This window comes from Pseudomonas sp. EA_35y_Pfl2_R5 (genome assembly GCF_963970805.1).
Classification (GTDB): Bacteria; Pseudomonadota; Gammaproteobacteria; order Pseudomonadales; family Pseudomonadaceae; genus Aquipseudomonas.
The window spans coordinates 737,096-762,237 of record NZ_CAXAOW010000001.1 but is presented as its reverse complement, the minus strand read 5'-3'; the positions used below and the strand labels follow the sequence as shown (position 1 = coordinate 762,237).

The 25,142-nt window shown below is 59.9% G+C and carries 24 protein-coding genes; 7 read left to right on the top strand and 17 right to left on the bottom strand.

All coding sequences use genetic code 11. From position 1 onward, the window contains the following. Positions 1 to 82: 82 nt before the first annotated feature. The 8 genes from xrtQ to AACX99_RS03425 form a co-directional block, all read right to left on the bottom strand. Positions 83 to 1,453, bottom strand: a complete 1,371-nt coding sequence (gene xrtQ, locus AACX99_RS03460; RefSeq protein ID WP_339409514.1) for an exosortase Q — start codon at positions 1,451 to 1,453, stop codon at positions 83 to 85. Between the two features lie 14 nt (positions 1,454 to 1,467). Next, on the bottom strand, positions 1,468 to 3,495 hold the full coding sequence (locus AACX99_RS03455) for a VIT and vWA domain-containing protein (protein WP_339409513.1): 2,028 nt from the start codon (positions 3,493 to 3,495) through the stop codon (positions 1,468 to 1,470). 395 nt (positions 3,496 to 3,890) lie between these two features. Beyond that, entirely contained in the window at positions 3,891 to 4,352 is a 462-nt protein-coding gene (locus tag AACX99_RS03450) for an inhibitor of vertebrate lysozyme family protein (RefSeq protein WP_339409511.1), read from the bottom strand. An 8-nt stretch (positions 4,353 to 4,360) separates the two neighbouring features. Then, the gene (locus AACX99_RS03445; RefSeq protein ID WP_044499384.1) at positions 4,361 to 4,525 is read right to left on the bottom strand and encodes a DUF1328 domain-containing protein; all 165 of its coding nucleotides are present in this window, start codon (positions 4,523 to 4,525) and stop codon (positions 4,361 to 4,363) included. A 551-nt stretch (positions 4,526 to 5,076) separates the two neighbouring features. Beyond that, the gene (locus AACX99_RS03440; RefSeq protein WP_339409509.1) at positions 5,077 to 5,475 is read right to left on the bottom strand and encodes a hypothetical protein; all 399 of its coding nucleotides are present in this window, start codon (positions 5,473 to 5,475) and stop codon (positions 5,077 to 5,079) included. A gap of 11 nt (positions 5,476 to 5,486) precedes the next feature. Beyond that, the gene (locus tag AACX99_RS03435; RefSeq protein WP_090539539.1) at positions 5,487 to 5,651 is read right to left on the bottom strand and encodes a DUF1328 domain-containing protein; all 165 of its coding nucleotides are present in this window, start codon (positions 5,649 to 5,651) and stop codon (positions 5,487 to 5,489) included. Between the two features lie 73 nt (positions 5,652 to 5,724). Further along, positions 5,725 to 6,159 carry a ferritin-like domain-containing protein gene (locus tag AACX99_RS03430; protein WP_339409503.1) on the bottom strand — a complete coding sequence of 145 codons (435 nt, stop codon included), beginning with the start codon at positions 6,157 to 6,159 and terminating at the stop codon, positions 5,725 to 5,727. 82 nt (positions 6,160 to 6,241) lie between these two features. Beyond that, complete coding sequence (locus AACX99_RS03425) at positions 6,242 to 7,090, bottom strand: BON domain-containing protein (protein WP_339409502.1); 849 nt, start codon at positions 7,088 to 7,090, stop codon at positions 6,242 to 6,244. Positions 7,091 to 7,335: 245 nt separating this feature from the next. Between AACX99_RS03425 and algB the strand changes: the two genes are divergently transcribed. From algB to AACX99_RS03410, 3 genes are all read left to right on the top strand, one after another. Then, positions 7,336 to 8,688 (top strand): sigma-54-dependent response regulator transcription factor AlgB, encoded by a 1,353-nt coding sequence (gene algB, locus AACX99_RS03420; RefSeq protein ID WP_339409501.1) that lies wholly within the window; start codon positions 7,336 to 7,338, stop codon positions 8,686 to 8,688. After that, positions 8,685 to 10,460, top strand: coding sequence for an ATP-binding protein (locus AACX99_RS03415; RefSeq protein ID WP_339409500.1), 1,776 nt, complete (start codon positions 8,685 to 8,687; stop codon positions 10,458 to 10,460). The genes algB and AACX99_RS03415 overlap by 4 nt, the downstream gene beginning before the upstream one ends. 92 nt (positions 10,461 to 10,552) lie before the next feature. Beyond that, complete coding sequence (locus AACX99_RS03410; protein WP_339409499.1) at positions 10,553 to 10,957, top strand: DUF1330 domain-containing protein; 405 nt, start codon at positions 10,553 to 10,555, stop codon at positions 10,955 to 10,957. 8 nt (positions 10,958 to 10,965) lie between these two features. Here AACX99_RS03410 and AACX99_RS03405 read toward each other — a convergent pair whose 3' ends face one another. Together AACX99_RS03405 and AACX99_RS03400 are read right to left on the bottom strand one after the other, a co-directional pair. Next, positions 10,966 to 11,742 carry an N-acetylmuramoyl-L-alanine amidase gene (locus AACX99_RS03405; protein WP_339409498.1) on the bottom strand — a complete coding sequence of 259 codons (777 nt, stop codon included), beginning with the start codon at positions 11,740 to 11,742 and terminating at the stop codon, positions 10,966 to 10,968. After that, on the bottom strand, positions 11,739 to 12,332 hold the full coding sequence (locus tag AACX99_RS03400) for a MarC family protein (protein WP_339409497.1): 594 nt from the start codon (positions 12,330 to 12,332) through the stop codon (positions 11,739 to 11,741). The genes AACX99_RS03405 and AACX99_RS03400 overlap by 4 nt, the downstream gene beginning before the upstream one ends. A gap of 178 nt (positions 12,333 to 12,510) precedes the next feature. Between AACX99_RS03400 and AACX99_RS03395 the strand changes: the two genes are divergently transcribed. Further along, positions 12,511 to 13,929 carry a DASH family cryptochrome gene (locus AACX99_RS03395; RefSeq protein ID WP_339409495.1) on the top strand — a complete coding sequence of 473 codons (1,419 nt, stop codon included), beginning with the start codon at positions 12,511 to 12,513 and terminating at the stop codon, positions 13,927 to 13,929. A gap of 6 nt (positions 13,930 to 13,935) precedes the next feature. Here AACX99_RS03395 and AACX99_RS03390 read toward each other — a convergent pair whose 3' ends face one another. The 5 genes from AACX99_RS03390 to AACX99_RS03370 form a co-directional block, all read right to left on the bottom strand. Further along, on the bottom strand, positions 13,936 to 15,801 hold the full coding sequence (locus AACX99_RS03390; protein WP_339409494.1) for a GGDEF domain-containing protein: 1,866 nt from the start codon (positions 15,799 to 15,801) through the stop codon (positions 13,936 to 13,938). A 235-nt stretch (positions 15,802 to 16,036) separates the two neighbouring features. Further along, entirely contained in the window at positions 16,037 to 16,900 is an 864-nt protein-coding gene (locus AACX99_RS03385) for an endonuclease/exonuclease/phosphatase family protein (protein WP_339409492.1), read from the bottom strand. 23 nt (positions 16,901 to 16,923) lie between these two features. Further along, positions 16,924 to 17,553, bottom strand: a complete 630-nt coding sequence (locus AACX99_RS03380; RefSeq protein ID WP_339409490.1) for a thiol:disulfide interchange protein DsbA/DsbL — start codon at positions 17,551 to 17,553, stop codon at positions 16,924 to 16,926. Between the two features lie 153 nt (positions 17,554 to 17,706). Further along, positions 17,707 to 18,312, bottom strand: a complete 606-nt coding sequence (locus AACX99_RS03375) for a c-type cytochrome (protein WP_339409488.1) — start codon at positions 18,310 to 18,312, stop codon at positions 17,707 to 17,709. Positions 18,313 to 18,358: 46 nt separating this feature from the next. After that, on the bottom strand, positions 18,359 to 18,649 hold the full coding sequence (locus AACX99_RS03370) for a c-type cytochrome (RefSeq protein ID WP_275959915.1): 291 nt from the start codon (positions 18,647 to 18,649) through the stop codon (positions 18,359 to 18,361). A gap of 247 nt (positions 18,650 to 18,896) precedes the next feature. On the opposite strand from AACX99_RS03370, the gene yihA reads away from it, so the two are divergent. After that, the gene (gene yihA / locus AACX99_RS03365) at positions 18,897 to 19,550 is read left to right on the top strand and encodes a ribosome biogenesis GTP-binding protein YihA/YsxC (RefSeq protein WP_339409485.1); all 654 of its coding nucleotides are present in this window, start codon (positions 18,897 to 18,899) and stop codon (positions 19,548 to 19,550) included. Positions 19,551 to 19,867: 317 nt separating this feature from the next. Here yihA and polA read toward each other — a convergent pair whose 3' ends face one another. After that, a complete protein-coding gene (polA, locus tag AACX99_RS03360) occupies positions 19,868 to 22,723 on the bottom strand; it encodes a DNA polymerase I (protein ID WP_339409483.1) in 2,856 nt (951 codons plus the stop codon). Positions 22,724 to 22,797: 74 nt separating this feature from the next. Here polA and AACX99_RS03355 point away from each other — a divergent pair, with 74 nt between their 5' ends. Then, complete coding sequence (locus AACX99_RS03355; protein WP_339409481.1) at positions 22,798 to 23,082, top strand: DUF2782 domain-containing protein; 285 nt, start codon at positions 22,798 to 22,800, stop codon at positions 23,080 to 23,082. A gap of 15 nt (positions 23,083 to 23,097) precedes the next feature. Then, positions 23,098 to 24,048: a homoserine kinase gene (locus AACX99_RS03350; RefSeq protein WP_339409480.1), complete on the top strand. Its 951-nt coding sequence runs from the start codon at positions 23,098 to 23,100 to the stop codon at positions 24,046 to 24,048. Positions 24,049 to 24,130: 82 nt separating this feature from the next. Here AACX99_RS03350 and znuA read toward each other — a convergent pair whose 3' ends face one another. Then, positions 24,131 to 25,090, bottom strand: coding sequence for a zinc ABC transporter substrate-binding protein ZnuA (gene znuA / locus AACX99_RS03345; RefSeq protein WP_339409663.1), 960 nt, complete (start codon positions 25,088 to 25,090; stop codon positions 24,131 to 24,133). Positions 25,091 to 25,142: the final 52 nt, after the last annotated feature.

The window sequence follows — 25,142 nt, the reverse complement described above, 5'->3', positions numbered from 1 at the left end:
GCGCGCTTGAGCCGCGAGCCATACAACCACTAGCAATCGCCGGGCGGAGAGGGCGAAACCTTGTCCGCCGCAGCGGGCGCTTTCACAACTGCTCAGCCGTACTCACGGCGCGCCATGGCCCCACCGAATCCCCACTGAGCGCCGACCAGTACCAAGCCGAGTTATCGCTAAAAATCTGCCCAGCGGCGTCCTCGATGTACTCGCATACACGCAGATCGACGCCATGACCACTGGCGACAAAACAGCGCTGCAAGCCGGCGCCATCACTGCGCTGCTCCAGATGGATGGCCTGAATTCGATAACCCAGACCGCGGTAGCAATCCGCGGCCGGATGCAACTTACGCGTGGGACGAGTCACATGACGCAGCGTGACCGCCCGCGCACCCGTACTAAAACGGGCGATAGCGCCGGGAAACTGCGCGGCGAAACGCTGCTCCACCGCCGACAAGGCCAACGGTTGCAATGGCTCGCCAGCGTATTGCGCTGGCCACTCGACAAAGCTGCCGTACCTTGGCTCAACAGCCGCAGGCGCTGCCAACAGCGGCCACAGCGCCACAGCCACGAACGCCGTGAGCAACATCACTTGCAACGCCGGCTGCAGCGACGGCCGGTGTCCCGGCAGCTCAGTCGCCAGTGGCGCAAGCGTGACTTCGTGGGCCATGCCATTCGCCATCATATAGCGCAGCACCAGCGCACAAACGCCGATGAACACCAGCAAGCCGGTGCCCTCGTGCATCCAGCCGGGCCAATCCAGGTGCCCGGTTTCCTGCAGGATCAGCAGGCTATTGCGCAGAATATTGCCGGCCAGTATCAGCACCCCGAGCAGCGGCAAACGACGCAGTAACTGGCGATCGCCCATGCGTAGCCAGGCGGCGGTGGCGAACGCAGTGAAGTAGGCGACCCAGGCCATCTGAATGCCCGAACAGGGTGCATCGACCATGATGAGTTGCCCGGACACTTCCAGCGTGCTGCCTTGGCGTAGCACCTCCAGCCCGCCGGCGCGCAGCAACCAGGCGCTGACCTCAGCGGTCAGCACCCGCAGCGGATAGCCGATGAAGAACTGCAGGGACGACATGATCGGCAGCGCCAACAAGCCCAACCCCAGCCAGGCCAGCAGCGCCTGGCCCGGCGCGCGCAGCGCCAGCACCCCGGCGAACAGCGTCAGCACCGCCACTACCGCGCGCAATAACGGCGGCAAGCCTGGCACCAACCCGGCCGCCGCGCAGAGCAGCACTGTCAGCAGTAACCAGGGCAGCCGCGGCGCGGCCGATAACTGGCGGCGCTCACGCCAGAGCATCAGCACCAACGCAAGCAGTGCGACTATGCCGAACGGGTCGTCGGAGCCATCGCTCATGCGCCGCGCGCTCCACTGCCACACCGGCCACAGCGCCAATGCCGGCAGCAGCAACCACAGCCATGCCGGCGGGTTGACCCCAGCGCGCGGCCAAGCCATTGGGAGCGCCGGCATCACTTAAGTTGCTCCTGACGAGTATGCTGGCGCGCCAGCCAACCCATACCCAGAGCCGCGACCAGCAACATCAGCCAGGTACTCGGCTCCGGGGTGCTCGACACCAGCGCGCCGATCGCCTGATTGCTCACGCCCTGGGGCAACGGCAACGCTTGCTTGACGCTGACGGCAGCGGCCGGGGCGGGGTTGCGTACCTGTTCGTCCACGGCGATAAACGAGGTGTAAGGCGTCAGCAGGCTGTATTTCAGGCCCAAGTCGAGAATCGCCTGGCTATGGGCGTAGTCACCCTCGAGGGTTTCCTGATCGGTAAGGCTGGCGACCTTATGCCGCGCCCATAAATAGCCCAGCGCCCGATTGTTCTCGCTGGCCATCTCGGGCTTGATCGGCACCTCGACTCGGTACGGCCCGGCCGCGCCGCGCCCCTCCACTTGCAGGCTGCCGCGCGCCTCGCCGCGCCATTTGCCGAACACCACCAGCGGCCGCTGAGCGAACAGATCCGGCAAGGCCACGGGCTCGACATCGTAGACCTCCAGCCCATCGAAACGCACCTGCGGGTCGGCCAGCACCGGCGCATCGATCATCTGCCGAAAACGCTCGGCCTGCTCGTCCGCCGCCGCCTCGTTGAGGACTACGAAGGGCTCGCCTTGCCCGGCCCGCGCCAGACCCTCGATCAGCTGACGATTGACCGAGCTGCCAATACCGAAGGCAAACATATTGGCCTTGTCCAGATTGTTGCGCACCAGCTCGAAGGCCTCGCGTTCAACCGACACGAAGCCATCGGTGACCACTACAAAGCTACGCGCCCGCTCGGGATCGCTCGGCACAGCCAGAGCCTTACGCAACGCCGGCAGCAGCTCGGTGCCGCCCGAACCCATCGTGGTGTCGAGCATATCCAGCGCAGTCTCGATATTTGCTGGGGTAGCCGCCTGCGACTCATCGGCGAGCATGCTGCTACTGCCAGAGAACAACAGCACATTGAAGCTGTCGACCGGGCGCAAGCGCCCGAGCAGATTCTTCAGCAGGCGCTTGGCGGTATCCAGCGGGAAGCCATGCATGGAACCGGAGATATCCACCACGAAGATATATTCGCGCGGCACCAGCATCTGGCTTTTCACCTTCGCCGGCGGCGCGACCAAGGCCAGGAAGAAGTTTTCCTCGGCGCCTTTGGACAGCAGCACGCCGCTCTCGAAAGTGGCGCCACTCAAACGATAGTCGAGGATGAAATCGCGGTTATTGCTCTGCACCGTATCGCTGCCCAGGCTGACCCGCGCCTGACTCGGCGTGCTCTGTTGCAGTTCGATCTTGTGGCTTGGCGAGCGGATATCGGCCAACGGCACCGGCGACTGCAACTCCACCGCGAGCGAGAAAGCATCGCGCGTCGCTTCGCCCTCGGGCAAATATGGCGTGCTGACCCAAGGGCCAGCCTTGTGGCTCTCACTGCCGGCACTGCCGTTGTAGCGCGGCCCGACCACGGTAGGGAAGACGAAGCTGTAGACGCCATCGGTAGGCAGCAGCAACTCGGTATAGCGCAGCTCCACGTCAACCACATCGCCGGGCAGGATATTGGCGACATTCATCTGGAATACATTTTCGCGCTGTTGTTCGAGCAGGGCCGCGGTCTTGCCAGCGCTCTTGGCCTCTTGGTACTCCTTCTGCGCCTTCTGCTTCTCGCGGATCTGCGCGCGTAGTTCACGCTCGCCCAAGCGTACGGTCATGCCGTACACCGCCGCGCGGGTCGAGCCGGGAAACACATAACGCGCCTCCAGCGCCCGCGTGCCCTCGTTGCGGTATTGCTGAACGACCCGCACATCGGCGATCACCCCCAATATCCGCACCTCGACTTTGGTGGCCTTAAGCGGTAAGCGATCCACTGCGGGATCGTCGCTCTGTACCGCGAAATAAGGACTTTCGCTGTGCTCGGCGGCGGATTGCTCGCTGGCCAGAGCGGGCTGCGCCAGAACCAAGGCGATCAGCAGCACAAGCCGGCGACCGACGCTGATCTTAGAAATGGATAAACAATCAAACATGGCGAAGCTCCCCGTAAGTTATGCAAACACGGGAGCCATGCTGAGGTCGCTTTGTGGTGGGAGTTTGCAGCCACTATGGTGATTGTGTGGATTCTTGCACCCACAAATCGCCATAGCGGAGCTGCGCCGCTTGGCAGGCCGTTGAGAAACGTAGACGAGACAGCCGAAGCCGAGATAAGGCAAAAACAGGCGAGAAACGCAGCGCAGCGAAGTAACAGCCGAAAGCTGACCCGAAGGGTGAGCGCAGCGAATCAAGCGCAGTTCACGTGTTGTAAATGAGCATTACTCGCTCCACTCGCCCTTCGGGCCGCGCCAACACGCGTTAGCCGCAAGCGGCTTGCCGAGCCTGTTTTTAACGCAGCAGAGCCGACGTGCAGCAGATCGGAAAGAGACTCTTAGTACCAGTTCGGATCGCTTTTCAGCTGCTCTTGCAGCAACTGTTGAGTGGCTTCGTCCGGGTCACCAAGCCAGCGTAGGGTGGCGTGCTGACTGGGTGCCTTGTCCGTCGGCAGACCGTCGGGCAGTTGCACATAGAGGGCGTAGGCGTCGTCCTTATCCCAGCTGAAGGCCACATACAGGCGCTGATTGAAGCAGTTGGTTTCCTCACACAGCTGGCCTACCAAGTACTTGTCGCCGTCATCTTCCAGGCCCTGCATGGGGCTGGCGATACCGCTTAGGTTCATTACCCAGTCCGGCAGACGGCTCTCATCTTCCACCAGCTCTTGCCAACTTTCTTGATAAGCCGGGTCACTGGCGAGCAATTCATTGAGGCGGAATTGGCCATCGGTATCGGCAGCCAAAGCCGCCGCACTGCCGCCTAGCAAAAGGGCGGCAAGCAGCGTCTTAAGGGGATGCATGACGACTCCTAAAGTTTCGGGCGGCGACCCATGATGAACGACACAATGAACAGCACCAGAAAGACCACGAACAGAATCTTCGCGATCCCGGTTGCGGTGCCAGCGATACCACCGAAGCCCAGCACTGCAGCGATGATGGCGATGATCAGAAAGGTAATGGCCCAACTCAACATGGTGATTCTCCTTATGTAGAACAAACCCCAGCAGATGCGCTGCGGCAGATCGAAGGGGTCACAGACGCCCTTACGCTTTTTTGCCTGGCTGCCGGAGCAACCGCACTAGAGCTGTTGCAGGGCTCATGCCAGCCTTTGGAAAAAATAATCTCTTGTATTTCAACAGCTTACATACACAACCTAATAACTCGACTTGCAAGCTGCATGATTGCCACATTTCCATCATGCAACTTGCATGAGTCCTAACCGAATCTTGAGCGCACGAATACAGGCATCGCGTAGATCTCAGCGGCTCAATAACCGCAGACCCACGCAGTTGCCGCGGGTGCTTATCACTAATAAAGAAGCTCAGACAGAACCGTTGCTGATACAGCCCAGCAACCGGAGAGAGGAGGAAGTGAGATAAGCGCGGCTAGCGTGGGCAGCTGCACAGCGTCAGCACTTAGCCGGTGAACGCTTCCCGCAGATACGCTGGATACACCTCAGGCCGGCGCAAAACGCTCCCACTACTGGTTGGCGGTAAAGGCATGGAGAATCGGGGCCGCTAAAACTTAGAAACTCAACCGTTGCGGCATATGTACATCAGGCGATGCTTGCCATTGCACACTGGCAGGTCGAAGTTGCGGCGAAGCGTAAGACTGCTGCGTAGTTTGTTGATAGGTCCCGGACGCGGTAAGTCGCGCCAGTCCAGCCGACTGAACACAACGCTGCTCAGAACAAATACCTACCTGCGAGTGCCCTTCATGTAGCGCCAGCACAGTGCCGGTAAGGTTACGCATCCACTGCGGCCAAGCACCATCAACTTCACGAATAGCGGACCAGCTTTGCGCATAAAGCGGTGCATGCACACTCAGTGATTCAACGGTTACAGACTGTGAGTTGTCGGCGGCCAAAGCCACCGCACTGCCGCCCAGCATCAGGGCGACAAGCAGCGTCTTGAAGGGTTGCATGCTCTGCACTCCTACAAACGTGGGCGGCGGCCCATGATGAACGAGACAATGAACAGCACCAGAAAGACCACGAAGAGAATTTTCGCGATACCCGTGGCGGTGCCTGCGATACCACCGAAGCCCAGTACGGCAGCGATGATGGCAATGATCAGAAAGGTAATGGCCCAACTCAGCATGGTAATTCTCCTTGTCAGATGCGCGCCGCAGCGCGATAGGTCCCGGTGTGGCGTACACCACACCGGTCCGGACTTACTGCATGGACTGTTTCAACGTGCGCATGCGGTTATGGTTGGCGCGCACTTTAGGCATTTCAGCGGTCAGCAGCGCCTGCACATCCGGCTCAGCGCTTTCTAGGGCATCCTCAAAGGCATGCAGAATGCGGTCTTCGGCCTCTTCCAGCTGCGCCACATAGGTGGCTTCGGTGTCGCTGACCAAACTGGCTTTGGTGTCCGCATAGACCTGACGCAGCTTGCCGACAAAGGTGCCACCGCTGGCTGGCGTTTCTTGGTTGGCGGCCACTTTTACCGATAGCGCGCGGATCAGCTCGCTTTTGCTCTGCGACATATCACGGAACAGCACTTGTAGGCGCACGTCCTTCACTTCGTCGTGGGCATGCTGGTAGAAGCGCTGGCCGTCACGGGTGATTTCGATCAGTTCGTTGAGTTGCTCGATGGTGTTAGTCATGGTGATTCTCCGGTGAGTTGCGGAGGCTGCCGCAGCAGCCACCAACAACAGGCCGCGACCTCAAGGACGCAGCCCAGATTAATTAGCTGGCGTCTTTCAGGGCATCAGCGTTCACGCCGCGCACACCACGAATGTTGCTCGCAGTTTCGATGGCCAATTCCTTCTCAGCCTTGGTCATCACGGTGCCGCTGAGGTTGACCATGCCATCCTTGGTGTCGACTGAAATATCCAGGCCATCAATGTTGCGGCTGTAGAGGAAGCTGGTTTTCACCTTACTGGTGATCCAGGCATCGCTGATCGCAGCGCCAGTATCGTCGGCCGCATTTTGCGCCTTGGCTGCCGCGCTGCCGTCGCCATTGACGGTCAGTTTGTTGCTCACCTTACGTACGCCATCGGTATTGGCAGCAAGGCGTTCGGCCAACTCCTTGGCCTCGTTACTCTGGGCGTTACCGGTGAGGGTCACCATGCCATTGGCCGAGTCGACGTTAATGTCCAGGCCTTCGGTGTGGCGGTTCCACAGCAGCTTGGATTTCACGGTCGCAGTCAACGTGGCATCGTCAAAGCGTTGCGACAGGGTGGGTTCGGTACGCCCTGCTTCTTTATTCTTCCCGTCATAGTCGGGGTCAATGGTGAGCTGGTTATCGACCTTGCTAACCCCTTCGATGCCCATCGCAATCTGCTCGGCTAGATCGCGGTCAACATCAGATTCCACCTTACCGGTCAGCTTGGCACTGCCGTTCTCTACATCGACGTCAATAGTGAAGGGGTTGAGGTGGCGGTTAAGAGCAATGGCGGTCCAGATCGAACCTTCCTGGCGAGCCTCGCTCAGCGCTCGGCTGGTATCGCCCTCGGCAGCGTAAGCCGAGAATGGAGCTAGGCCGATCAAACCGGCAGTCGCAGTGGCCAGAGCCAGAGTTTTTAGCTGATGCATGGCAGTTCTCCAATAGTTATGTATCAATCTGCAGCTGTTTTCCGCTGCCGTTATTGATAGATCGCAAGGGCCATGCCAGCCTATAAAAATACAATAATTATTTATATATCAATAACTTAAAAAATATTAGATAGCTGACGCACATGCAGCTTGCATGATCGCCAATGAACAGCCGTGCAACTTGCACGACACTTTGCGGACTAAGCTCGTGATCACTTCGCGTTCTATCGTTCAAGGAGAAAGACATGCACGCAAGCACCAAGGAACCCGACCTGGGACGCATCTTGCTGGTCGATGACGAACCCGCGATCCTGCGCACCTTCCGCTATTGCATGGAAGACGAGGGCTACCAGGTCAGCACGGCCAACAGTGCAGCACAGGTCGATGCGCTATTGCTGCGCCAGGTATTTGATGTGTGTTTCCTCGACCTGCGTCTCGGTAACGACGACGGCATGGAAGTGCTCGCGCACATGCGCGTGCAGGCGCCGTGGATGCGTGTGGTGATGATTACGGCTCACTCAGCGATAGACAGCGCGGTGAACGCGATCCAAGCGGGCGCGGCGGATTATCTGGTCAAACCCTGTAGCCCCGACCAACTGCGCTTGGCCGCCCGCAAGCAGCTGGAAGCCCGCCGCGTGGCCGAACGCCTAGAGCAGCTAGAAGGCAGCGTGCGCAAGCCGGGTGAAGGCCTAGACTCACACAACCCGGCAATGATGATGGTGCTGCAAACTGCCAAACAAGTTGCCGACACCGACGCCAACATCCTTATTCTCGGAGAGTCGGGCACCGGTAAAGGCGAACTGGCACAGGCCATTCATGGCTGGAGCAAGCGGGCCAAGAAATCCATTGCGACGATCAACTGCCCGTCGCTGAGCGCCGAGCTGATGGAGAGCGAACTGTTCGGGCATAACCGCGGCTCGTTTACCGGGGCAACTGAAAGCACCCAAGGCAGAGTCAGCCAGGCCGATGGCGGCACTCTGTTCCTTGATGAAATCGGTGATTTCCCCCTGCCCCTGCAGCCGAAGCTGCTGCGTTTTATTCAGGATAAAGTCTACGAACGTATTGGCGACCCGCAAACCCGCGAGGCCGATGTGCGCATCCTCGCCGCCACCAACCTCAACCTCGACGAAATGGCCAAGAACGGACAGTTTCGCGAAGACCTGCTGTATCGCCTAAACGTCATCACCCTGACCCTGCCCCCACTGCGTGAGCGTCGCGAAGATATTCTGATACTGGCCGAGCGCTTTCTCGCGCGCTTTGTCAGCGATTATGCTCGCCCGGCCCATTCCTTTAGCGACGAAGCCCGCGAGGCCCTGCTCAACTACCCTTGGCCGGGCAACATTCGCGAACTGCGTAACGTTATCGAGCGTGCCAGCATTCTTTGCCCGGAGCAGCAGGTACAGATCAGCCACCTGGGGCTTAACCCGAATGAAGAGCTGAACAACCCGCACGTCGGTGCAGAAATGAGCCTCGAGGCGTTGGAAAAAGCCCACATCAGCGCGGTGTTGGCCAACAGTAGCACCCTCGATCGGGCAGCCAAGACACTGGGCATCGATGCCTCGACCTTGTACCGCAAACGCAAGCAGCTCGACCTATGAGGCTGCGTAATCAGTTATTCATCAGCGGCGGCGCGCTGGTCACCACCGCCATGATCGGCCTGATTCTGGGGATGGTCAGTATTTGGCAACTGAGCAAAACCCAGAACCAGAGCATGGTCCGTAATATGGACATCCTCGACTCATCTCTGGGCATGCGTCAGGAGATGGGCACCCAAGTCATCCTGATCATTGCCGACAAGCTCGACCGGCAAGCACTAAGCGACTCGGACACCCGCTTTAAGAAATGGCTGAAGCGCGCCGCCGGTGACACCTTAGATACGGCCGACCGCCAGGCCGTAAGCGAGATCGAGCAGGCCTACAGCCACTACCAGCAGTTTCTCGATGCCCCGGCTACGGTGCGTAGCCATCTGCTTAAAGATGATGAGTTCACCCGGGCTCTGAGCGCACTACGTGACAGTATCATCAGCATGCAGATGCAGTACCTCGACCAGGTGCAGCAGGGCCAACAGGACATGCGTGATCGCACCGTGATGATCACCGGGCTGCTCGGCGTTATTGCTTTAGCGGTACTGCTTATTAGTGTTGTTACCACACACAGTATTGCCCGGCGACTGGGCCGACCGATTGAAGAGCTGGCGATTGCCGTCGACCAGATTGGCCGTGGCGACTTTCAAGTCGACCTGCCCACCAGCCCGGTCAGGGAGATTTCTTCATTAAGCCGGCGTTTCGGCTTGATGGCCGATGCCTTGCGCGCCTTCAGAAGTAGCGATATCCAGGCCCTGCGAACCGAGCAACAACGATTGAACGCAGTACTCGACAGTATTGACGACGGCTTGCTGATTTTTGACCGCCAAGGCTGCGTAGAGCACTTCAATCCAGTGGCGCAACTCCAGCTGGGCTGGGATGAAAGCCACGTCGGCCAACCCCCCTCAGTGACCCTGAAGCATTCGGATCTTCCCAGCCAGCTGCACCGCGTGCTGCATGGCGAAGCGCTGGAAGACGCGCTGGAAGATCTACAAGTTGAGATCGACGGCGAGCAACGTTTGCTGGCCTATAGCCTGGCTGCGGTCAGCCACGAAGGCGAACGGCCGACAGGCGCCGTGATGGTGCTGCGCGATGTCACCGAACAACGCACCTTCGAACGGGTGCGCAGCGAGTTCGTCCTGCGCGCTTCGCACGAACTGCGTACACCGGTCACCGGCATGTTGATGGCGTTCTCCCTGCTGCAGGAGCGAATGAAATTCCCCGAAGAAACCCGTGAGGCCGATCTACTCAACACCGTTAATGAAGAAATGCAGCGCTTATTGCGCCTTATCAACGACCTGCTGAACTTCTCGCGCTACCAGAACGGCCTGCAAACGCTTGAGCGGGTCGAGTGCAGCATCGAGCCACTGCTGCGCCTGGCGCAGCAGCGCTTTAGTGCCCATGCGGCTGAGCTCGAGATAGAGCTGCATTATGAGGTCGAGGATGGACTGCCGCTGTTGCAGATCGATCCGGGACAAATCGAACGGGTACTCGACAACCTGATTGGCAACGCGCTGCGTCACAGCCACCCTGGTGGTGCGGTGTATTTGCGCGCCCAGCAGCGGGGTGAGCAAGTCGAATTAAGCGTGACCGACAATGGCGAAGGTATTGCTTTTCGCCAACAGGCGCGGATTTTCGAGCCATTCGTGCAGGTCAGCCGCAAGAAAGGCGGCGCCGGCTTGGGTCTGGCGCTGTGCAAGGAAATCGTGCAATTGCACGGTGGCCACATCGGGATGAAATCACGGTTAGGCCAGGGCACGCAGTTCTATGTGCGCCTGCCAACCTAAGTCCGAATTAAGCTCCATCAGCGGTGCTGATACAGATTGCCTAGGCAGCAGAGATTGCTGAAGCTGACTCTTCCATTTTGCGGAGATCGGCCATGCCCAGCATCAACCCCAGCCCCGCCCAACTCGCTGCATTCAATACCAATGTCACGGACGACACACCGCTGCTGATGCTCAACCTGTTGCGTTACCAGGCCCAGGCCCGCTATCCCGCCGGCAGCAGCCATACGCCTTGCAGCGGGCGCGAGGCCTATGCGCGCTATAGCCAGACAGCCCTGCGCAAGGTTCGTGGAGTCGGCGGTGAGGTGCAGGTCATGGCCATCGCGCAAGCCGCCCTGATTGCTCCTGCCGATGAACACTGGGATGAACTACTGCTGGTGCGCTACCCATCCAAGGCAGCCTTTCTCAGCATGCTCGCCGACCCGGAGTACCAGGCGGCAACCGAACACCGCACGGCCGCCCTGGCCGACTCGCGCCTGATCGCCACCACACCGCGCTAGCGATCTGCCTACAGCTTGCGGTTAAGCACCAAGAGCAGCGCGGCCGTCTCGGCATCCGGCTCACCGTCATAGCGCGCCGGGCGGTATTTCATCTGCAGGGCGGCGATCACGTTGCGCGTGGCCTGATCCAGCTCGCCATGGCTGGGCACCGCATAACCCTGACGCGCCAGTTGCTCCTGAAACCACTGCACGCTTGGTAGGCTGACGCTGAACAGCGCCTGTTCACGCGCCACCTCGGCGGCATCCGGCCAGGCCATCAGGCCGGCATCGGCCAAGCGTTTCCAGGGGAAGAGCGGGCCGGGGTCAACCTTGCGCTGCGGGGCAATATCGCTGTGCGCAATGATGCTGCCGGGGGGCAGATCGTGGCGCTGCATGATGTCCTTGAGTAGCACGATCAGCGCATCGATCTGCGCTGGCGCAAAGGGCTGCCAGTAGCGGCCGTTAGGGCGGTCGTAGAAACCCTGATTGACCAGCTCGATGCCAATCGAGGTGCCATTGAGCCAGGTGCGCCCTTGCCACTGGCTGTCGCCGGCATGCCAGGCGCGGCGATCTTCATCAACCAGGCGGTAGATGGTCGCTGGCGCTTCGCCGATCAGGTAATGACTGCTGACGTCGGTCTCGGTCAGCAATTGCAGCGAGCGCGCCAGGTCGGTGGAGGTGTAGTGCAGCACGATGTACTGCACGCGGCTGTTCTGGCCAATAGCGGTGTAGCTGTTATCAATCCGCGGGCCACTGCTGCAACCAGCCAGTAACAAAACAAGAAAACTTAAACACAGAACTTTCATGGGCTGATATGCAACACGCTTTGCAGGTTATCCAGCAGCATGTCGACGCTGAGCATGATCAATAACATGCCCATCAGCCGCTCCACTGCGGTCAACCCGCGAGGTCCGAGAAAACGCTGCAGCAACGAGGCTTGCAACAGAATAAATGCGGTCGCCGCCCAGGCCAGCAGCACGGCGGCGTAGAGTTCCCAAAGCGGCCCGTCGTGGGTATTGCGCAGGGTCATCAACACCGCCAGGGCTGAGGGCCCGGCCACCGCCGGGGTGGCCAACGGCACCAGCATCGGCTCGCCATCCGGCACATCACCCAACACCCCTTGCGGGCCGGGGAAGATCAAGCGCATGGCGATCACGAACAGGATGATACCGCCGGCAATCGCAGTTGCCTCCCGTGACAAGCCCAGGGCGCTGAGCACTTTGTCACCAAAGGTAAGAAACAGCAGCAACAGTGCCAGGGCGAACATCAGCTCGCGCGCGGCGACCCACAGGCGGCGCTTGGCCGGCACGTTTTTCAGCGCGGCGATAAAGATGGCGATATTGCCGAAAGGGTCAGTGACCAGAAAGATCAACGCGGCGATGCCGAAAATATCCATAGCGACTCCTCAACAGATCGGCAGAGTTTAGTGTCTATCAGCATAGAAATGCCTTTGATCCGGCAGAAGCCCCACGCCGGTCTGCTGCCGGAGCAAGCTGCGCTGAGCGCTGCTAAAGTAAAATCCTTACAGATAAGGATTTTTGTATAGCTTTTGTATCAATTAGGAGGCCCATACCATGCGCGCACTGCTGTGGTTCAAACAGGACCTACGCCTTGATGACCATCCTGCGCTACAAGCGGGCCTGACAGCTGAATGCCTGCTGCCGGTGTATGTGCTGGACCCGACACTCCTCCAGCTAAACGAGTTTGGTCTACGCCGCATGGGCGTGCACCGCGCACGTTTTCTGCTGGAAAGTCTGGTGGCGCTGGAAGGTGAATTGCAGCAGCGCGGCTCGCACCTGCTAGTAGTGATCGGTTCGGCAGAACAGGCCATCCCCCAACTGGTCGCCCAGTTCAGCCTGGACCAGGTGCTGACCCTGGAAGAAATCGCCCCCGACGAACGCGCCCAGGTGGACCGTGTAGCCCAGCGCCTAGGTGACATTCCCCTGCAACAGGCACCCGCCAACAACCTGCTGCGCCCGGAGGAACTGCCCTTCAGCATCGAGCAACTGCCACCGGTATTCAGCCGCTTTCGCAGCGTGGTAGAAGAACGCCTGCAGGTGTTCCAACCGCGCCATGCACCGGATCGTTTGCCCGGGCTGCCGGATGGTGCGCTGGCACTGATGCAACCATTACCGACACTGTTCCAATTGGGCTTGGGTGAGCCACTGAGCGTACCGGCCAGTGCCTTCCCGTTTTCCGGCGGCGAACCTGCAGCGCTGAGCAGGCTGCGTGACTATCTATGGAAAACCCAGGGCGTGCGGCAGTACAAGGACACCCGCAACGGCATGATCGGCAGCGAATACTCGTCGAAGTTTTCGCCCTGGCTGGCCAACGGAAGCCTGTCCGCACGTCGCGTGGTGGCCGAGCTGCGGCGGCATGAGGCGCAGTTCAAACGCAATGACTCGACCCACTGCCTGTGGGTGGAAATGCTCTGGCGGGATTTCTTCCGCTGGACCCTGACTCGCCACGGCAGTGCGCTGTTCAAGGCCGGCGGCCTGAAGGCCACCGAACGTGCACCGCAGCAACTGGATCAACGCTTTCAGGACTGGTGCCGCGGGCGCACCGGCATGCCGCTGGTGGATGCCAATATGCGCGAACTGGCCGCCACTGGTTTTATGTCCAATCGCGGCCGGCAAGTGGTCGCCAGCTACTTGATCAATGACCTGCAACAGGATTGGCGCCACGGCGCGGCCTGGTTTGAAGAACACTTGATTGACTACGACCCGGCCAGCAATTGGGGCAACTGGGCCTACCTCGCCGGCGTGGGCAACGACCCGCGGCATAACCGGGTGTTCAATGCCCTGCGCCAGGCCCGTGAATATGACCCTGATGCGCACTACGTCAGCCTCTGGCTACCGGAGCTGCGTGATGTGCCGCAGGCGCTGCGGCACACGCCCTTCCTGCTCGCCGGCGGACATCTGCGCAGCCTCGGCTACCCGCAGCTCGACAGCATTCCGGAGAGCTGGAAACCCTATCTGCACGCAGTGGCCTGAGTCGAGCTAGCTCAGCTCGAGCCGATTGCGCCCGCCGCTTTTGGCGCGATACAGCGCCTGATCGGCACGCTCGAACACCGTGTCGCTGCCTTCTTCACCGGCAAAGGCAGTCAGGCCAGCCGACAGGGTAATAGTCACGCGCTCGCCGCGAAAGTGGAACGGACACTGCTCGACGCCATCGAGCAAGGTTTGCAGCAGTTGCTGCCCACCCTCCATAGGAGTGGAAGGAATCAGCAGAACAAATTCCTCGCCGCCAAAGCGGGCAATAAAATCAGTCTTGCGCAGACGCTTGGCCAGCTCGCCAGCAATGATCTTCAACACCTTGTCGCCGGCCAGATGGCCGTAGCTATCATTGATCCGCTTGAAGTGGTCGATGTCCAGCACCGCCAGTAGCAGGTCGCCGCCATAACGCTTCCAGCGTGCCATTTCCAGCTCCAGGCGCTCACTCCAACCTGCACGATTGGGCAGGCCGGTCAGCGGATCGATGAGGGCTTTCTGGCGCTGCTCTTCGAGGTGATCGCGGAAGCTCTGCGCTTCCTGCTCCATATCCGCAACTTTCTGGGTCAGGCTTTGCAGACGTTGCGCAACCTCTTCTTCATGGCCGTCGCGGTGTTTCTGGTGCTCGCTGACCGTACTGAGCAAGCCATCCAGACGCGCTTCCAAGGATAGCTTGAGGGTCGGCAGGTCAATCGCATCCTGCACGCTGGCCTGCAAACCGCTGACTTGTTCGCGCAGCTCCTGATTAAAGCTGCGCGCGCTTTCCACCGACTCACTGTAGCCCTCATGTGCCTCGTTGAGGGTTGTGAGAAACGACGCCAGGCGCTCGTTGAGCTGCTTGAGGTAGCTGGCAAACTCGCGCTGGCCACTGTCAGTCACGGCCAGCACCAGCACCGCCAGATCGTCCAGCACCGACACCAGCTCGTACCAGTTCAGACCACCCTGCACGCGCTGACGCAAGGCATCGCCCTGGGGTTGGTGACGCTCTGGCAACTCCAGCTCATCGAGCAGGCCCATCAAACTGTCGCCGATATGCGGGGCGACTGCACTGTAACCCGGCTCAGGAATCTCCGGTAAGGCGTAGGCGGGGTCACCGAAACCCTGAACGAGCGCTGGCGTTTCAGCCGTCGGCGCGGGGCGGGGCATTACAGCAGGCGCATACTGCGGCTCTGCCACAGAGCCTGTCGTGGCAACCGCCACAGCTACAAGCGCTTCGTTGCTCGTGCGTTGCGGGGCATCAGAGGCCTGTAATGGAGTTTCAGGCGGTGCAACAACTGTCGGGGCGGACGCTGCTGATTGGGTCATCTCGACCGGTGCCGGTGGATTATCAACAGGGCCAGCGGGCATGACCTCTTTACCGCCAAACAGACGCTGCAAAAATCCCGGGCGAGCCTGACTGGCCTCACCATCAAACACCGCCAGTGCCTGTTGCTGCAAACGACTTAACTCACTGAGCAATGCGGGCAATTCGCGCGGTTGGCTGGCACGCTCCTCAATGCGTTTGGCAAACTGCTTGAGCGCTTTGCGCACCTCACGAGGCGGCTCTAAGGCGAGCAGTTGGTCGGTCAGGCTGGTAACCCCGGAGATATTCTGCTCGACCCGGTCCTGGCGCTGTTTTTCCGAGTCCAGCACGGCCTTTTCCAGCCGTGGAATCAGTGCCGACAGGCCGGCGTCGATATCATTGCGACGCAAAATATCACGCAACTCATGCATGCACTGGTCGACTGATTTGTCACTGCCCTCGGCAGCCAGGGAGCTGCGCACCAGCCCACGCCTCAACAGGTCGAGCCGGGCATCCCAGCTTCGTTCGAGCTTTTCTTGCTGTTCCAGGCTTTCCAGGTACTTGCTTTTCCAGCGCTGGGCATCATCGGTCATGGTTGCAGTCCAAACGTAGAAGCTGTTTCACGATCTCGCGAGCTAGAGGCCTGCAAGGCGCTTGGTCTAAACGGCGAGGAAGTGGACTGGGCTCGCACGCGAGTTTACTGGTGTAAATGAACATGACTCGTTGCACTCGCCTTCGGGTCGCGCTAATGCGCATTAACTACAAGCGGCTTTCCGAGCCTGGTTTTAACGCCGCAGGGCCGACGCACAACCAATCATAAACAGATTCTCAGGGCACAATCAGCATAGGCGTTGCCGGCTCATACAGTGAAGTGGGCAGACGAATTTGTACCGCCACCGGCAGGTGGTCGGAGATCGGCTGCGGCAATACCTCACAGCGCTCCAGCGGCAAGCCGGGACTGAGCAGAATGTGGTCAAGGCAGCGCTGCGGCCGCCAGCTGGGAAAGGTCGCTTCGATCTGCGGCGCCAGCAGGCCAAGATCGCGCAGTGGCGAGTGCTGCAGCAAGTCATTGGCATGGGTATTCATATCACCCATCAACACCATATGCCGATAGTCACTCAATAGTTCGCGGATATAGGCCAACTGGCGGGTGCGGGTACGCGCCCCAAGGGACAGGTGCATCATCACCACAGCAACCGCATCCGGCCCTTCGCCCAGACGCAGCAACATCGCACCACGTCCGGGTGGACCGGGCAACGGGTGGTTTTCCAGCAGACTGGGACGCAAGCGGCTGAGCACCCCGTTGCTGTGCTGTGCCAAACGGCCGAGGTTGCGGTTGAGCTGCTGATACCAGTAAGGGAAGGCGCCAAGATGAGCGAGGTGCTCGACCTGATTGACGTAACCCGAACGCAGGCTGCCGCCATCGACTTCCTGCAGCGCGACCAGGTCGAAATCCCCGAGCAAATCGCCAATCCGTTGCAGATTGCCGCTGCGCCCGGCATGCGGCAACAGATGTTGCCAGCTGCGAGTCAGATAATGATGGTAACGCTGGGTGCTGATGCCCACTTGGATATTGAAACTGAGCAGACGCAAACTGCCATTCTGTGGCCAGTCATCGGCCGGCGCGCAGCTTGGATTGACCTGCGGATCGCACAGGTCAATCACCCGTCTGGTTGGCCAGCGCCTGAGCACTTCGCGTTATCCTGGCACGCCGCTTACTGCGCGGCGCGCTCTTTGGCGATCAAGTGATCAGCCACTTGCAGCGCCTGCTGCGGGCCGCCCGAGCTGCCAATGTCAAAACGGTATTTGCCATTAACGATCATCACAGGCACGCCAGTGATCTGGTAGGCCATGGCGAGTTTCTTGGCTTTTTCCAGCTGGCTCTTCACGCCGAAGGAGTTGTAGGTCTTGAGGAAGGCGTCTTTGTCGATGCCTTCGGCAGCCAGGAAGTCGGCCATTTCTTCTGGGGTCGCGAGCTTCTTGCCCTGCACATGGATGGCATCGAACACGGCGGCATGCACCTTATGCTCGGCTTTCATCGCTTCAAGGGTGATAAACAGCTGGCCGTGGACGTTCCACATGCCGCCGAACATGGCTGGGATGCGCACGAAATTGACATCTTCCGGCAGGGTGTCGATCCACGGGTTGATGGTCTCTTCAAACTTGTAGCAATGGCCACAGCCGTACCAGAACAGCTCCACCACTTCTATTTTGCCCGGCTTGGCAACCGCTACCGGGTTGTTCAACTCGACATACTGCTTGCCTGCTTCGATCGGCTCGGCATGAGCGCTCAGGCCAAACAGGCTGGCGGTGACGAGAGTGGCACTGAGAATCAGGTTACGCATGCGTTACTCCTTGGCTATAAACGGTGCGTGATGACGAACCGAAGTTCGACCCGCGAGGAAAACTGGGGTTCCCTGCATTGTAGCGATGCCCACAACGAAAAAGGGTGGCCTGGGCCACCCTATTTCATTACTGCATGTCGCAGTGTTAGCGGATCAATGCAGACCCTGAATAAAACTGGATAGCGCTTCGATATCCTTGTTGCTCAGCTTGGCGGCGATCGAACGCATGATCATGCTGTCGCCGTCATTGGTGCGGTTGCCTTCGCGGAAGTCAGTCAGCTGCTTGGCAATGTAGGTTGCGTGTTGGCCACCCAATTGTGGGTAACCGGCGGCATCCAGACCAGCGCCATTTGGTGTATGGCAGCCGGTGCAAGAAGGCATGCCTTCAGCCAGCTTGCCGCCACGGAACAGCTCACCGCCGCGCTCGACCAGTTTCGGGTCAGCTGCGCCCACGCTCATCTGCTGGCTGGCGAAATAGGCGGAGATATCTTCCAGGTCCTGGTCGCTCAGACCATCAAGCATCCCGGTCATTTCCACCACAGGGCGCGCGCCGGACTTGATGTCCTTCAACTGCTTGAGCAAGTAACGCTCGCCTTGACCAGCCAGTTTCGGGAAGTTTGGCGCAGCGCTATTACCATCGGCAGCATGGCAAGCACCACACACAACAACCTTACCCTGACCGGCTTCAGCATTGCCTGCGGCATGTGCCAGGCCGGTGATGCCCAGGGTCAACAGCAGACTCACGAGTACTTTGTTCATCAGCTAATCCAATTTACGGCTAAGAGAAAGAGTTTATAAGCCGGGCTTACTCGGTCATCAACTTGATGACGGCTTGGTAATCCTCGGCCGAGCAGTCCATGCACAACCCACGTGGCGGCATGGCACCCAAACCATTGGTGACGCTCTGTACCAGTGCATCGGTGCCTTTCGCCAGGCGCGGCTCCCAGGCAGCCTTGTCGCCTTTCAGCGGCGCGGTGGGGATCGCCCCGTTATGGCACACCCCACAAGAGCGCGCGTAAACGGCTTCTGGGTCCTGTGCAGCCTGAGCACTCAACGACAGCATCAATACACTGGCTGCAATCAGCAAGTTTTTCATCAGATCAACCTCATCAGGGAGGGGAACGTACTGCTTTCTAGGGGCAGATGATCTAAATCGTTCCCGTGAACACTTATCCAACAGCGGGAGAAAGCGCACACAAAATCTGCGCCATTATATACTGGCGTCATTGAAACGGAAACGACGCAGCTTGCCGCGCTATGCGGCAACAGGCAGGCTGCGCGCAAATGTCGCAAGGGCATCGCGCCTGTAACGCCACCCTACGCTCGCCCTCACGGATACCCAGATGCAAGCCAAGAACCCCATTATCGGCCTGTGCCAACAGGCTACTTTCCTTATCAGCGCGGCGAAAGTTGACCAGTGCCCTGAAGATTTCGGCCATGAAGTGGCCTTTGCCGGGCGCTCCAACGCCGGTAAATCCAGCGCCCTGAATACTCTTACCCACGCCAGCCTGGCACGCACCTCGAAGACGCCAGGGCGCACCCAACTGCTCAACTTCTTCAAGCTCGACGAAGAGCGTCGCCTGGTCGACCTGCCGGGTTATGGCTACGCCAAGGTGCCGATCCCGCTCAAGCTGCACTGGCAAAAGCACCTGGAAGCCTATCTGGGCAGCCGCGAATGCCTGCGCGGTCTGATGTTGATGATGGATATCCGCAAGCCGCTAACCGAGTTCGACATCCTCATGCTGGACTGGTCAGTTGCCAGCGAAATGCCCATGCACATCCTGCTGACCAAGGCCGACAAGCTGGCTTTTGGTGCAGCGAAGAACACCTTGCTCAAGGTCCGCCAGGATATTCAAAAGGGCTGGGGTGATCGCGTCAGTATCCAACTGTTCTCTGCACCCAAACGTATTGGCATTGAAGACGCCCAAGCAGTGTTGGCCGAATGGCTGCAGCTGGGTGAGTTTGCCCTGCCGGATGACGAAGAAGCCGAAGCCTGATTCAAACTGCGCGAGGATCTAATAGGTAACGTCCATGGATGGCAGACATAAAAAAACCCCGAAACTTCTTATGGGGGAGGGAAGTTTCGGGGTTCAACATCTGAACCGCTAGGGCGGGGTCCAGAATCTGCCAACACTTAACACAACAAAGGAGCATTGAATGGTTGTCTAGGCCATTCATAAGCTCTGAGTGGCCAAGCCATAGCAAAGTTCAGACGCAGCTAAAAATTAATTAGTTATAAGCAAGTCGGCATTGATACTCATGTTCATTTAGCACCTGCCATACGAGCGCTACCGCCACGCTGCCGGGGAACGCCTTAATGGGCCTCATCCCAGTTGTCGCCCACGCCGACCTCCACCAGCAGCGGTACATCCAGCACGGCGGCATTGCCCATGAGTGGCCGGATCTGCTCGCTGACGTGTGCGACCAGATCCTCGCGAACCTCCAGCACCAGCTCATCGTGTACCTGCAGGATGACCTTGGCATCCAGGCCGGATTCGCTTAGCCAACTGTCCACCGTGACCATGGCGCGCTTGATGATGTCCGCCGCCGTGCCTTGCATCGGCGCGTTGATTGCCGTGCGTTCGGCGCCTTTGCGCAGCGCCTGGTTCTTCGCGTGGATATCCGGCAGGTACAGACGGCGGCCGAACAGCGTCTCGACAAAGCCCTGCTCGGACGCCTGCTCGCGGGTGCGCTCCATATAGGCCAGCACCCCGGGATAACGGGCGAAATACACATCGATATAGGCCTGCGCCTGTTTACGGTCGCAGCCGATCTGCTTGGCCAGGCCAAAAGCGCTCATGCCGTAGATCAAACCGAAGTTGATCGCCTTGGCGCTGCGGCGTTGATCACTGGTGACCTCTTCCAACGGCACGCCGAACACCTCGGCAGCGGTGGCCTTGTGTACATCGCGACCGTGGCGGAAGGCATCCAACAGGCTTTCATCCTTGGCCAGGTGAGCCATGATGCGCAGCTCGATCTGCGAATAGTCCGCCGCCAGCAGTTTGTAGCCCTTGGGCGCGACAAAGGCTTGGCGAATGCGTCGGCCTTCGGCAGTACGGATCGGAATGTTCTGCAGGTTCGGGTCGGTGGACGACAAACGCCCGGTGGCCGCCACCGCCTGGTGATAGCTGGTGTGAATACGTCCGGTGCGCGGGTTGACCTGCTCTGGCAAGCGGTCAGTGTAGGTGCTTTTCAGTTTGCTCAAGCTACGGTACTGCATCAGCACCTTGGGCAGTTCGAAGTCCTGCTCGGCCAGTTCGGCCAGCACCGCTTCGGCAGTCGACGCCTGGCCCTTGGCGGTTTTGCTGATCACCGGTAGACCGAGCTTCTCGTAGAGAATGACTCCCAACTGTTTGGGTGAAGCCAGGTTGAACTCCTCACCGGCAATCTCGAAAGCCTGACGCTCCAGCGCCACCAGCTTCTCGCCCAACTCGTTGCTTTGCAGGCCGAGCAGCTTGGCATCCACCAGCGCACCTTGGCGTTCGATGCGCGCCAGCACCGGCACCAGCGGCATTTCGATTTCCTGCAGCACCTTGGCCAGGCTCGGCTCAGCCGACAGCTTGGCCCACAGGTGCTGGTGCAGACGCAGGGTCACGTCGGCATCCTCAGCGGCGTAAGGCGCGGCCTGGGCCAGATCGATCTGGTCAAAGGTCAGCTGTTTGGCGCCTTTGCCGGCGATATCCTCGAAGCGGATGTTGCTGTGATCGAGGTATTTGAGCGCCAGGCTGTCCATGTCGTGACGGGTGGCCGTGGAGTCCAGCACGTAGGATTCGAGCATGGTGTCAAAAGCCACGCCTTGCACCGCAATCGGCGTCGAGGCATTGGCGAGGATATTGATGTCGTACTTGGCGTGCTGACCGACTTTGGCTTTTTTCGGGTCTTCGAGAATCGGTTTCAGCGCCTTGAGCACCGCATCGCGATCCAGCTGAGTTGGCACGCCCATATAAGAATGCGCGACCGGGATATACGCCGCTTCGCCGGACTTGACCGCGAAGGACAGGCCGACCAACTGGGCCTTCTGTGCATCCAGGCCGGTGGTTTCGGTGTCGAAAGCGATCAGCTCGGCATTGCGCAGCTTCTCCAGCCATTCGTCGAACTGCACCTGCTCCAGGATGCACTGGTAATCACCCAAGGCTGCCGGTGCGGACAGCTCGGTAACCGCCGCGTCGGCAGTCGGGGCATCAGAGGTTGCTGGAGCTGGCGCGACTACAGCGGCAGCACTGGCGCTAGGGGCCAGAGCAAACAGATCGTCGGCAGGCGCGGCTACCGGAGTCTTGGCAGCCGGAGCCGGATTGCTGCGCAACAACTCATCGCGCCAGGTTTTAAATTCCAGCTCGGCGTACAGCTCAAGCAGAGCAGGCAGATCGCTTGCACCCGGATGCAGCGAATCGATGGCGATATTCAACGGCACATCCAGTTTGATGGTCGCCAGCGCATAGGACAGGTAGGCCATGTCCTTGTGCTCGGTAAGTTTGGCCGGCAGGGTCTTGGCGCCGCGGATCGGCAACTCAGGCACTTTATCGAGGTTGGCGTAGAGCACATCCAGGCCGCCGCCGACACCGACCAACAGGCCCAGCGCGGTCTTTTCACCGACGCCCGGTACGCCGGGAATGTTGTCGACCTTGTCACCCATCAGCGCCAGGTAATCGATGATCAGTTCAGGACCGACCCCGAATTTCGCTTTCACGCCATCGATGTCGTAGACGCTACCGGTCATGGTGTTGACCAGCGTAACGTGCGGGCAAACCAACTGGGCCATGTCCTTGTCGCCGGTGGAGATCACCACATCGCGGCCCTCGGCGGCGCATTGGCGGGCCAGGGTGCCAATCACGTCATCGGCCTCGACGCCCTCGACGCACAACAGCGGGTAGCCCATGGCCCTAACGCTGGCGTGCAGCGGCTCGACCTGGACGCGTAGCTCATCGGGCATCGACGGACGGTTGGCCTTGTACTCGGCGAACATTTCATCGCGGAAGGTCCCACCCTTGGCGTCGAACACCACGGCAAACGGGCTTTTCGGGTACTGCTTGCGCAGGCTCTTGAGCATGTTCAGCACGCCCTTCACCGCGCCGGTGGGCAAGCCCTTGGAGGTGGTCAGCGGCGGCAGGGCGTGGAAGGCACGGTAAAGGTAAGACGAACCGTCAACCAGAACGAGAGGGGCTTGGCTCATGAGCAGGATCAACCTTTTCGGCGGGGGCGGCGGTAGAATGGCCGCACCATTGGAATCAAAGGGACAAGGTTATCATGCGCGCACTCAATCGCCTGTTGCTGGCCAGCCTGCTGGCGTTCACCACCCTGGCAGTCCACGCCGAAGACCCGGTTTCGGCCGATCCAGACGTAACCATTCGCCAGGACGGCGACCGCACCATCCATGAATATCGGGTCAACGGTTTTCTCTACGCGGTCAAGGTCATTCCCAAAGGCGGTAAACCGTACTTTCTGGTACGCGCCGATGGCAGTGATGGCAACTTCGTCCGTTCGGACAGCCCGGATATGTTGATTCCGGCCTGGGAAATTTTCAGCTGGTAAGAAGGCAGTTCTGCAATGTCGGTGTTTACCCCGCTTGAGCGCCATGAGCTCGAGGCGTTTCTCGCCCCCTATGGCCTGGGTCGCTTGCGCGACTTCCAGGGCATTGCCGCGGGCAGCGAGAACAGCAATTTCTTCGTCAGCCTGGAGCAGGGCGAATTCGTTCTGACCCTGATCGAGCGCGGCCCGAGCGGCGACTTGCCCTTCTTTATCGAACTGCTCGACGTGCTGCACGACGTCGGTCTGCCAGTGCCCTATGCCCTACGCACAACCAGCGGCGAAGCGTTGCGCAGCCTGGCGGAAAAACCGGCGCTGCTCCAGCCGCGCCTAGCTGGCAAGCATGTGCATGAGGCCAACCCACATCACTGCCAGGAAGTCGGCGCACTGCTGGCGCGCATCCACTTGGCCACGCGCAATCAGCCACTGCCGCGCAAGAGTGACCGGGGCCTGGACTGGATGCTCGCTGAAGGGCCGAGCCTGGCCTTGCAACTGCCTGATGAACAGTTGCCTTTGCTGCGCGATGCGCTGGCGGAGATCCATGCACTCAGGCCGCGCATCCTCGCCTTGCCGCAGGCCAATCTGCATGCCGACCTGTTCCGCGACAATGTGCTATTCGACGGCAACCACTTGGCCGGGGTGATCGATTTCTACAACGCCTGCTCAGGGCCGATGCTCTATGACCTGGCGATTGCCCTGAATGACTGGTGCTCTTTCGAAGACGGCAGCCTCGACAACAAACGCGCGCAAGCGCTGCTCGGGGCCTATGCCGGCCTGCGACCATTCACCGCGGCAGAAGCTGAGCTTTGGCCGGCCATGCTGCGTATCGCCTGCGTGCGCTTCTGGCTGTCACGCCTGATCGCTGCCGAATCGTTCGCCGGACAGGAAGTACTGATCCATGATCCGGACGAATTCCAGCGTCGCCTGGCGCAGCGCCAGCAGATTGATCTAGCACTGCCGTTCGCGTTCTAAAGAAGTAGGTAGGTTGGGCTGAGCGAGGTCCAACAATTCCAAGAGCCGACTAGCGTTGGGCCTCGCTGCTGCGCAGCACAACCTATAGCGCCTCGAGACAACCCGCCAATTCGCCTGCCAGATTTTCCAGTAATACCTCATAGCCACGTGCGTCCACCTGCAAGGCGCCGCCCATAGCGTCCAGTTCAGCCAGGGTAACCGGCAGACCGGCGGTCAGGGTTTGTGCCAGCCGCGGGCGCAGCGGCGGCTCGTTGAATACGCAGGTTGGCCCCGCTTGCTGCAGACGTTTACGCATGGCGGCGACATGCTGGGCGCCCGGCTGCACTTCACCGAGCACGCTGAATACACCGGCGTGCTTGAGGCCATAGGCGGCCTCGAAGTAGTCATAGGCTTCGTGGAAGACGAAGTAGGGCTTGCCGGCCAAACCGTTCAAGCGGCTTTTCAGGCGCTGATCCAGTTCATCCAGACGCTCGCCGAACGCCTTGGCATTGGCATGGTAACGCGCAGCATTGCCCGGATCAGCCTGCGCTAGATCGCTGGCGATCTTGTCGGCAATCACCCGGGCGTTAGCCGGCAGCAACCAGAGGTGGGCATCCAGGCTGCCGGGGCGGTGTGCATGGTCATGCTGGTCGGCTGCGTGCGCGTGATCTGCGTGATCTGCGTGATCTGCGTGATCATCCTGATGCTCGGCATGTTGCCCTTCGCTATCGCCAAAATGCCGCAGGGACATACCCGGTACATCCTGCACTGCCACGCTTGGCTTATTCCGGCCGGCCAGCACGCGTGGCAGAAAGCTCTCAAGGTCCGCGCCAACCCAATACAGCAGGTCGGCATCGCGCACCCGGCGCACATCGGAGGGGCGCAATGCATAGTGATGCGGCGAAGCGCCCGGCGGCAGCAGTACGTCGGGCTGGCCGACGCCGTCCTGTACGGCAGCGGCAATCAGCTGCAGCGGCTTGATGCTGGTCAGCACCCGCAGCTGGGTTTGAGACTGGGCCTGGGCCACAAAACTCAGGGATAAAGTGATCAACAGCAGACTCAAAGCCGGAAAAAGACGTAACACGGGGAACACTCAAGCGGGAAGGAACGGGTAA

Bases quoted from the DNA above. Each gene is read 5' to 3' on its own strand.
- xrtQ (WP_339409514.1), bottom strand. From the start codon at position 1,453: ATGGCTTGGCCGCGCGCTGGGGTCAACCCGCCGGCATGGCTGTGGTTG.
- AACX99_RS03455 (WP_339409513.1), bottom strand. From the start codon at position 3,495: ATGTTTGATTGTTTATCCATTTCTAAGATCAGCGTCGGTCGCCGGCTT.
- AACX99_RS03450 (WP_339409511.1), bottom strand. From the start codon at position 4,352: ATGCATCCCCTTAAGACGCTGCTTGCCGCCCTTTTGCTAGGCGGCAGT.
- AACX99_RS03445 (WP_044499384.1), bottom strand. From the start codon at position 4,525: ATGTTGAGTTGGGCCATTACCTTTCTGATCATCGCCATCATCGCTGCA.
- AACX99_RS03440 (WP_339409509.1), bottom strand. From the start codon at position 5,475: ATGCAACCCTTCAAGACGCTGCTTGTCGCCCTGATGCTGGGCGGCAGT.
- AACX99_RS03435 (WP_090539539.1), bottom strand. From the start codon at position 5,651: ATGCTGAGTTGGGCCATTACCTTTCTGATCATTGCCATCATCGCTGCC.
- AACX99_RS03430 (WP_339409503.1), bottom strand. From the start codon at position 6,159: ATGACTAACACCATCGAGCAACTCAACGAACTGATCGAAATCACCCGT.
- AACX99_RS03425 (WP_339409502.1), bottom strand. From the start codon at position 7,090: ATGCATCAGCTAAAAACTCTGGCTCTGGCCACTGCGACTGCCGGTTTG.
- algB (WP_339409501.1), top strand. From the start codon at position 7,336: ATGCACGCAAGCACCAAGGAACCCGACCTGGGACGCATCTTGCTGGTC.
- AACX99_RS03415 (WP_339409500.1), top strand. From the start codon at position 8,685: ATGAGGCTGCGTAATCAGTTATTCATCAGCGGCGGCGCGCTGGTCACC.
- AACX99_RS03410 (WP_339409499.1), top strand. From the start codon at position 10,553: ATGCCCAGCATCAACCCCAGCCCCGCCCAACTCGCTGCATTCAATACC.
- AACX99_RS03405 (WP_339409498.1), bottom strand. From the start codon at position 11,742: ATGAAAGTTCTGTGTTTAAGTTTTCTTGTTTTGTTACTGGCTGGTTGC.
- AACX99_RS03400 (WP_339409497.1), bottom strand. From the start codon at position 12,332: ATGGATATTTTCGGCATCGCCGCGTTGATCTTTCTGGTCACTGACCCT.
- AACX99_RS03395 (WP_339409495.1), top strand. From the start codon at position 12,511: ATGCGCGCACTGCTGTGGTTCAAACAGGACCTACGCCTTGATGACCAT.
- AACX99_RS03390 (WP_339409494.1), bottom strand. From the start codon at position 15,801: ATGACCGATGATGCCCAGCGCTGGAAAAGCAAGTACCTGGAAAGCCTG.
- AACX99_RS03380 (WP_339409490.1), bottom strand. From the start codon at position 17,553: ATGCGTAACCTGATTCTCAGTGCCACTCTCGTCACCGCCAGCCTGTTT.
- AACX99_RS03375 (WP_339409488.1), bottom strand. From the start codon at position 18,312: ATGAACAAAGTACTCGTGAGTCTGCTGTTGACCCTGGGCATCACCGGC.
- AACX99_RS03370 (WP_275959915.1), bottom strand. From the start codon at position 18,649: ATGAAAAACTTGCTGATTGCAGCCAGTGTATTGATGCTGTCGTTGAGT.
- yihA (WP_339409485.1), top strand. From the start codon at position 18,897: ATGCAAGCCAAGAACCCCATTATCGGCCTGTGCCAACAGGCTACTTTC.
- polA (WP_339409483.1), bottom strand. From the start codon at position 22,723: ATGAGCCAAGCCCCTCTCGTTCTGGTTGACGGTTCGTCTTACCTTTAC.
- AACX99_RS03355 (WP_339409481.1), top strand. From the start codon at position 22,798: ATGCGCGCACTCAATCGCCTGTTGCTGGCCAGCCTGCTGGCGTTCACC.
- AACX99_RS03350 (WP_339409480.1), top strand. From the start codon at position 23,098: ATGTCGGTGTTTACCCCGCTTGAGCGCCATGAGCTCGAGGCGTTTCTC.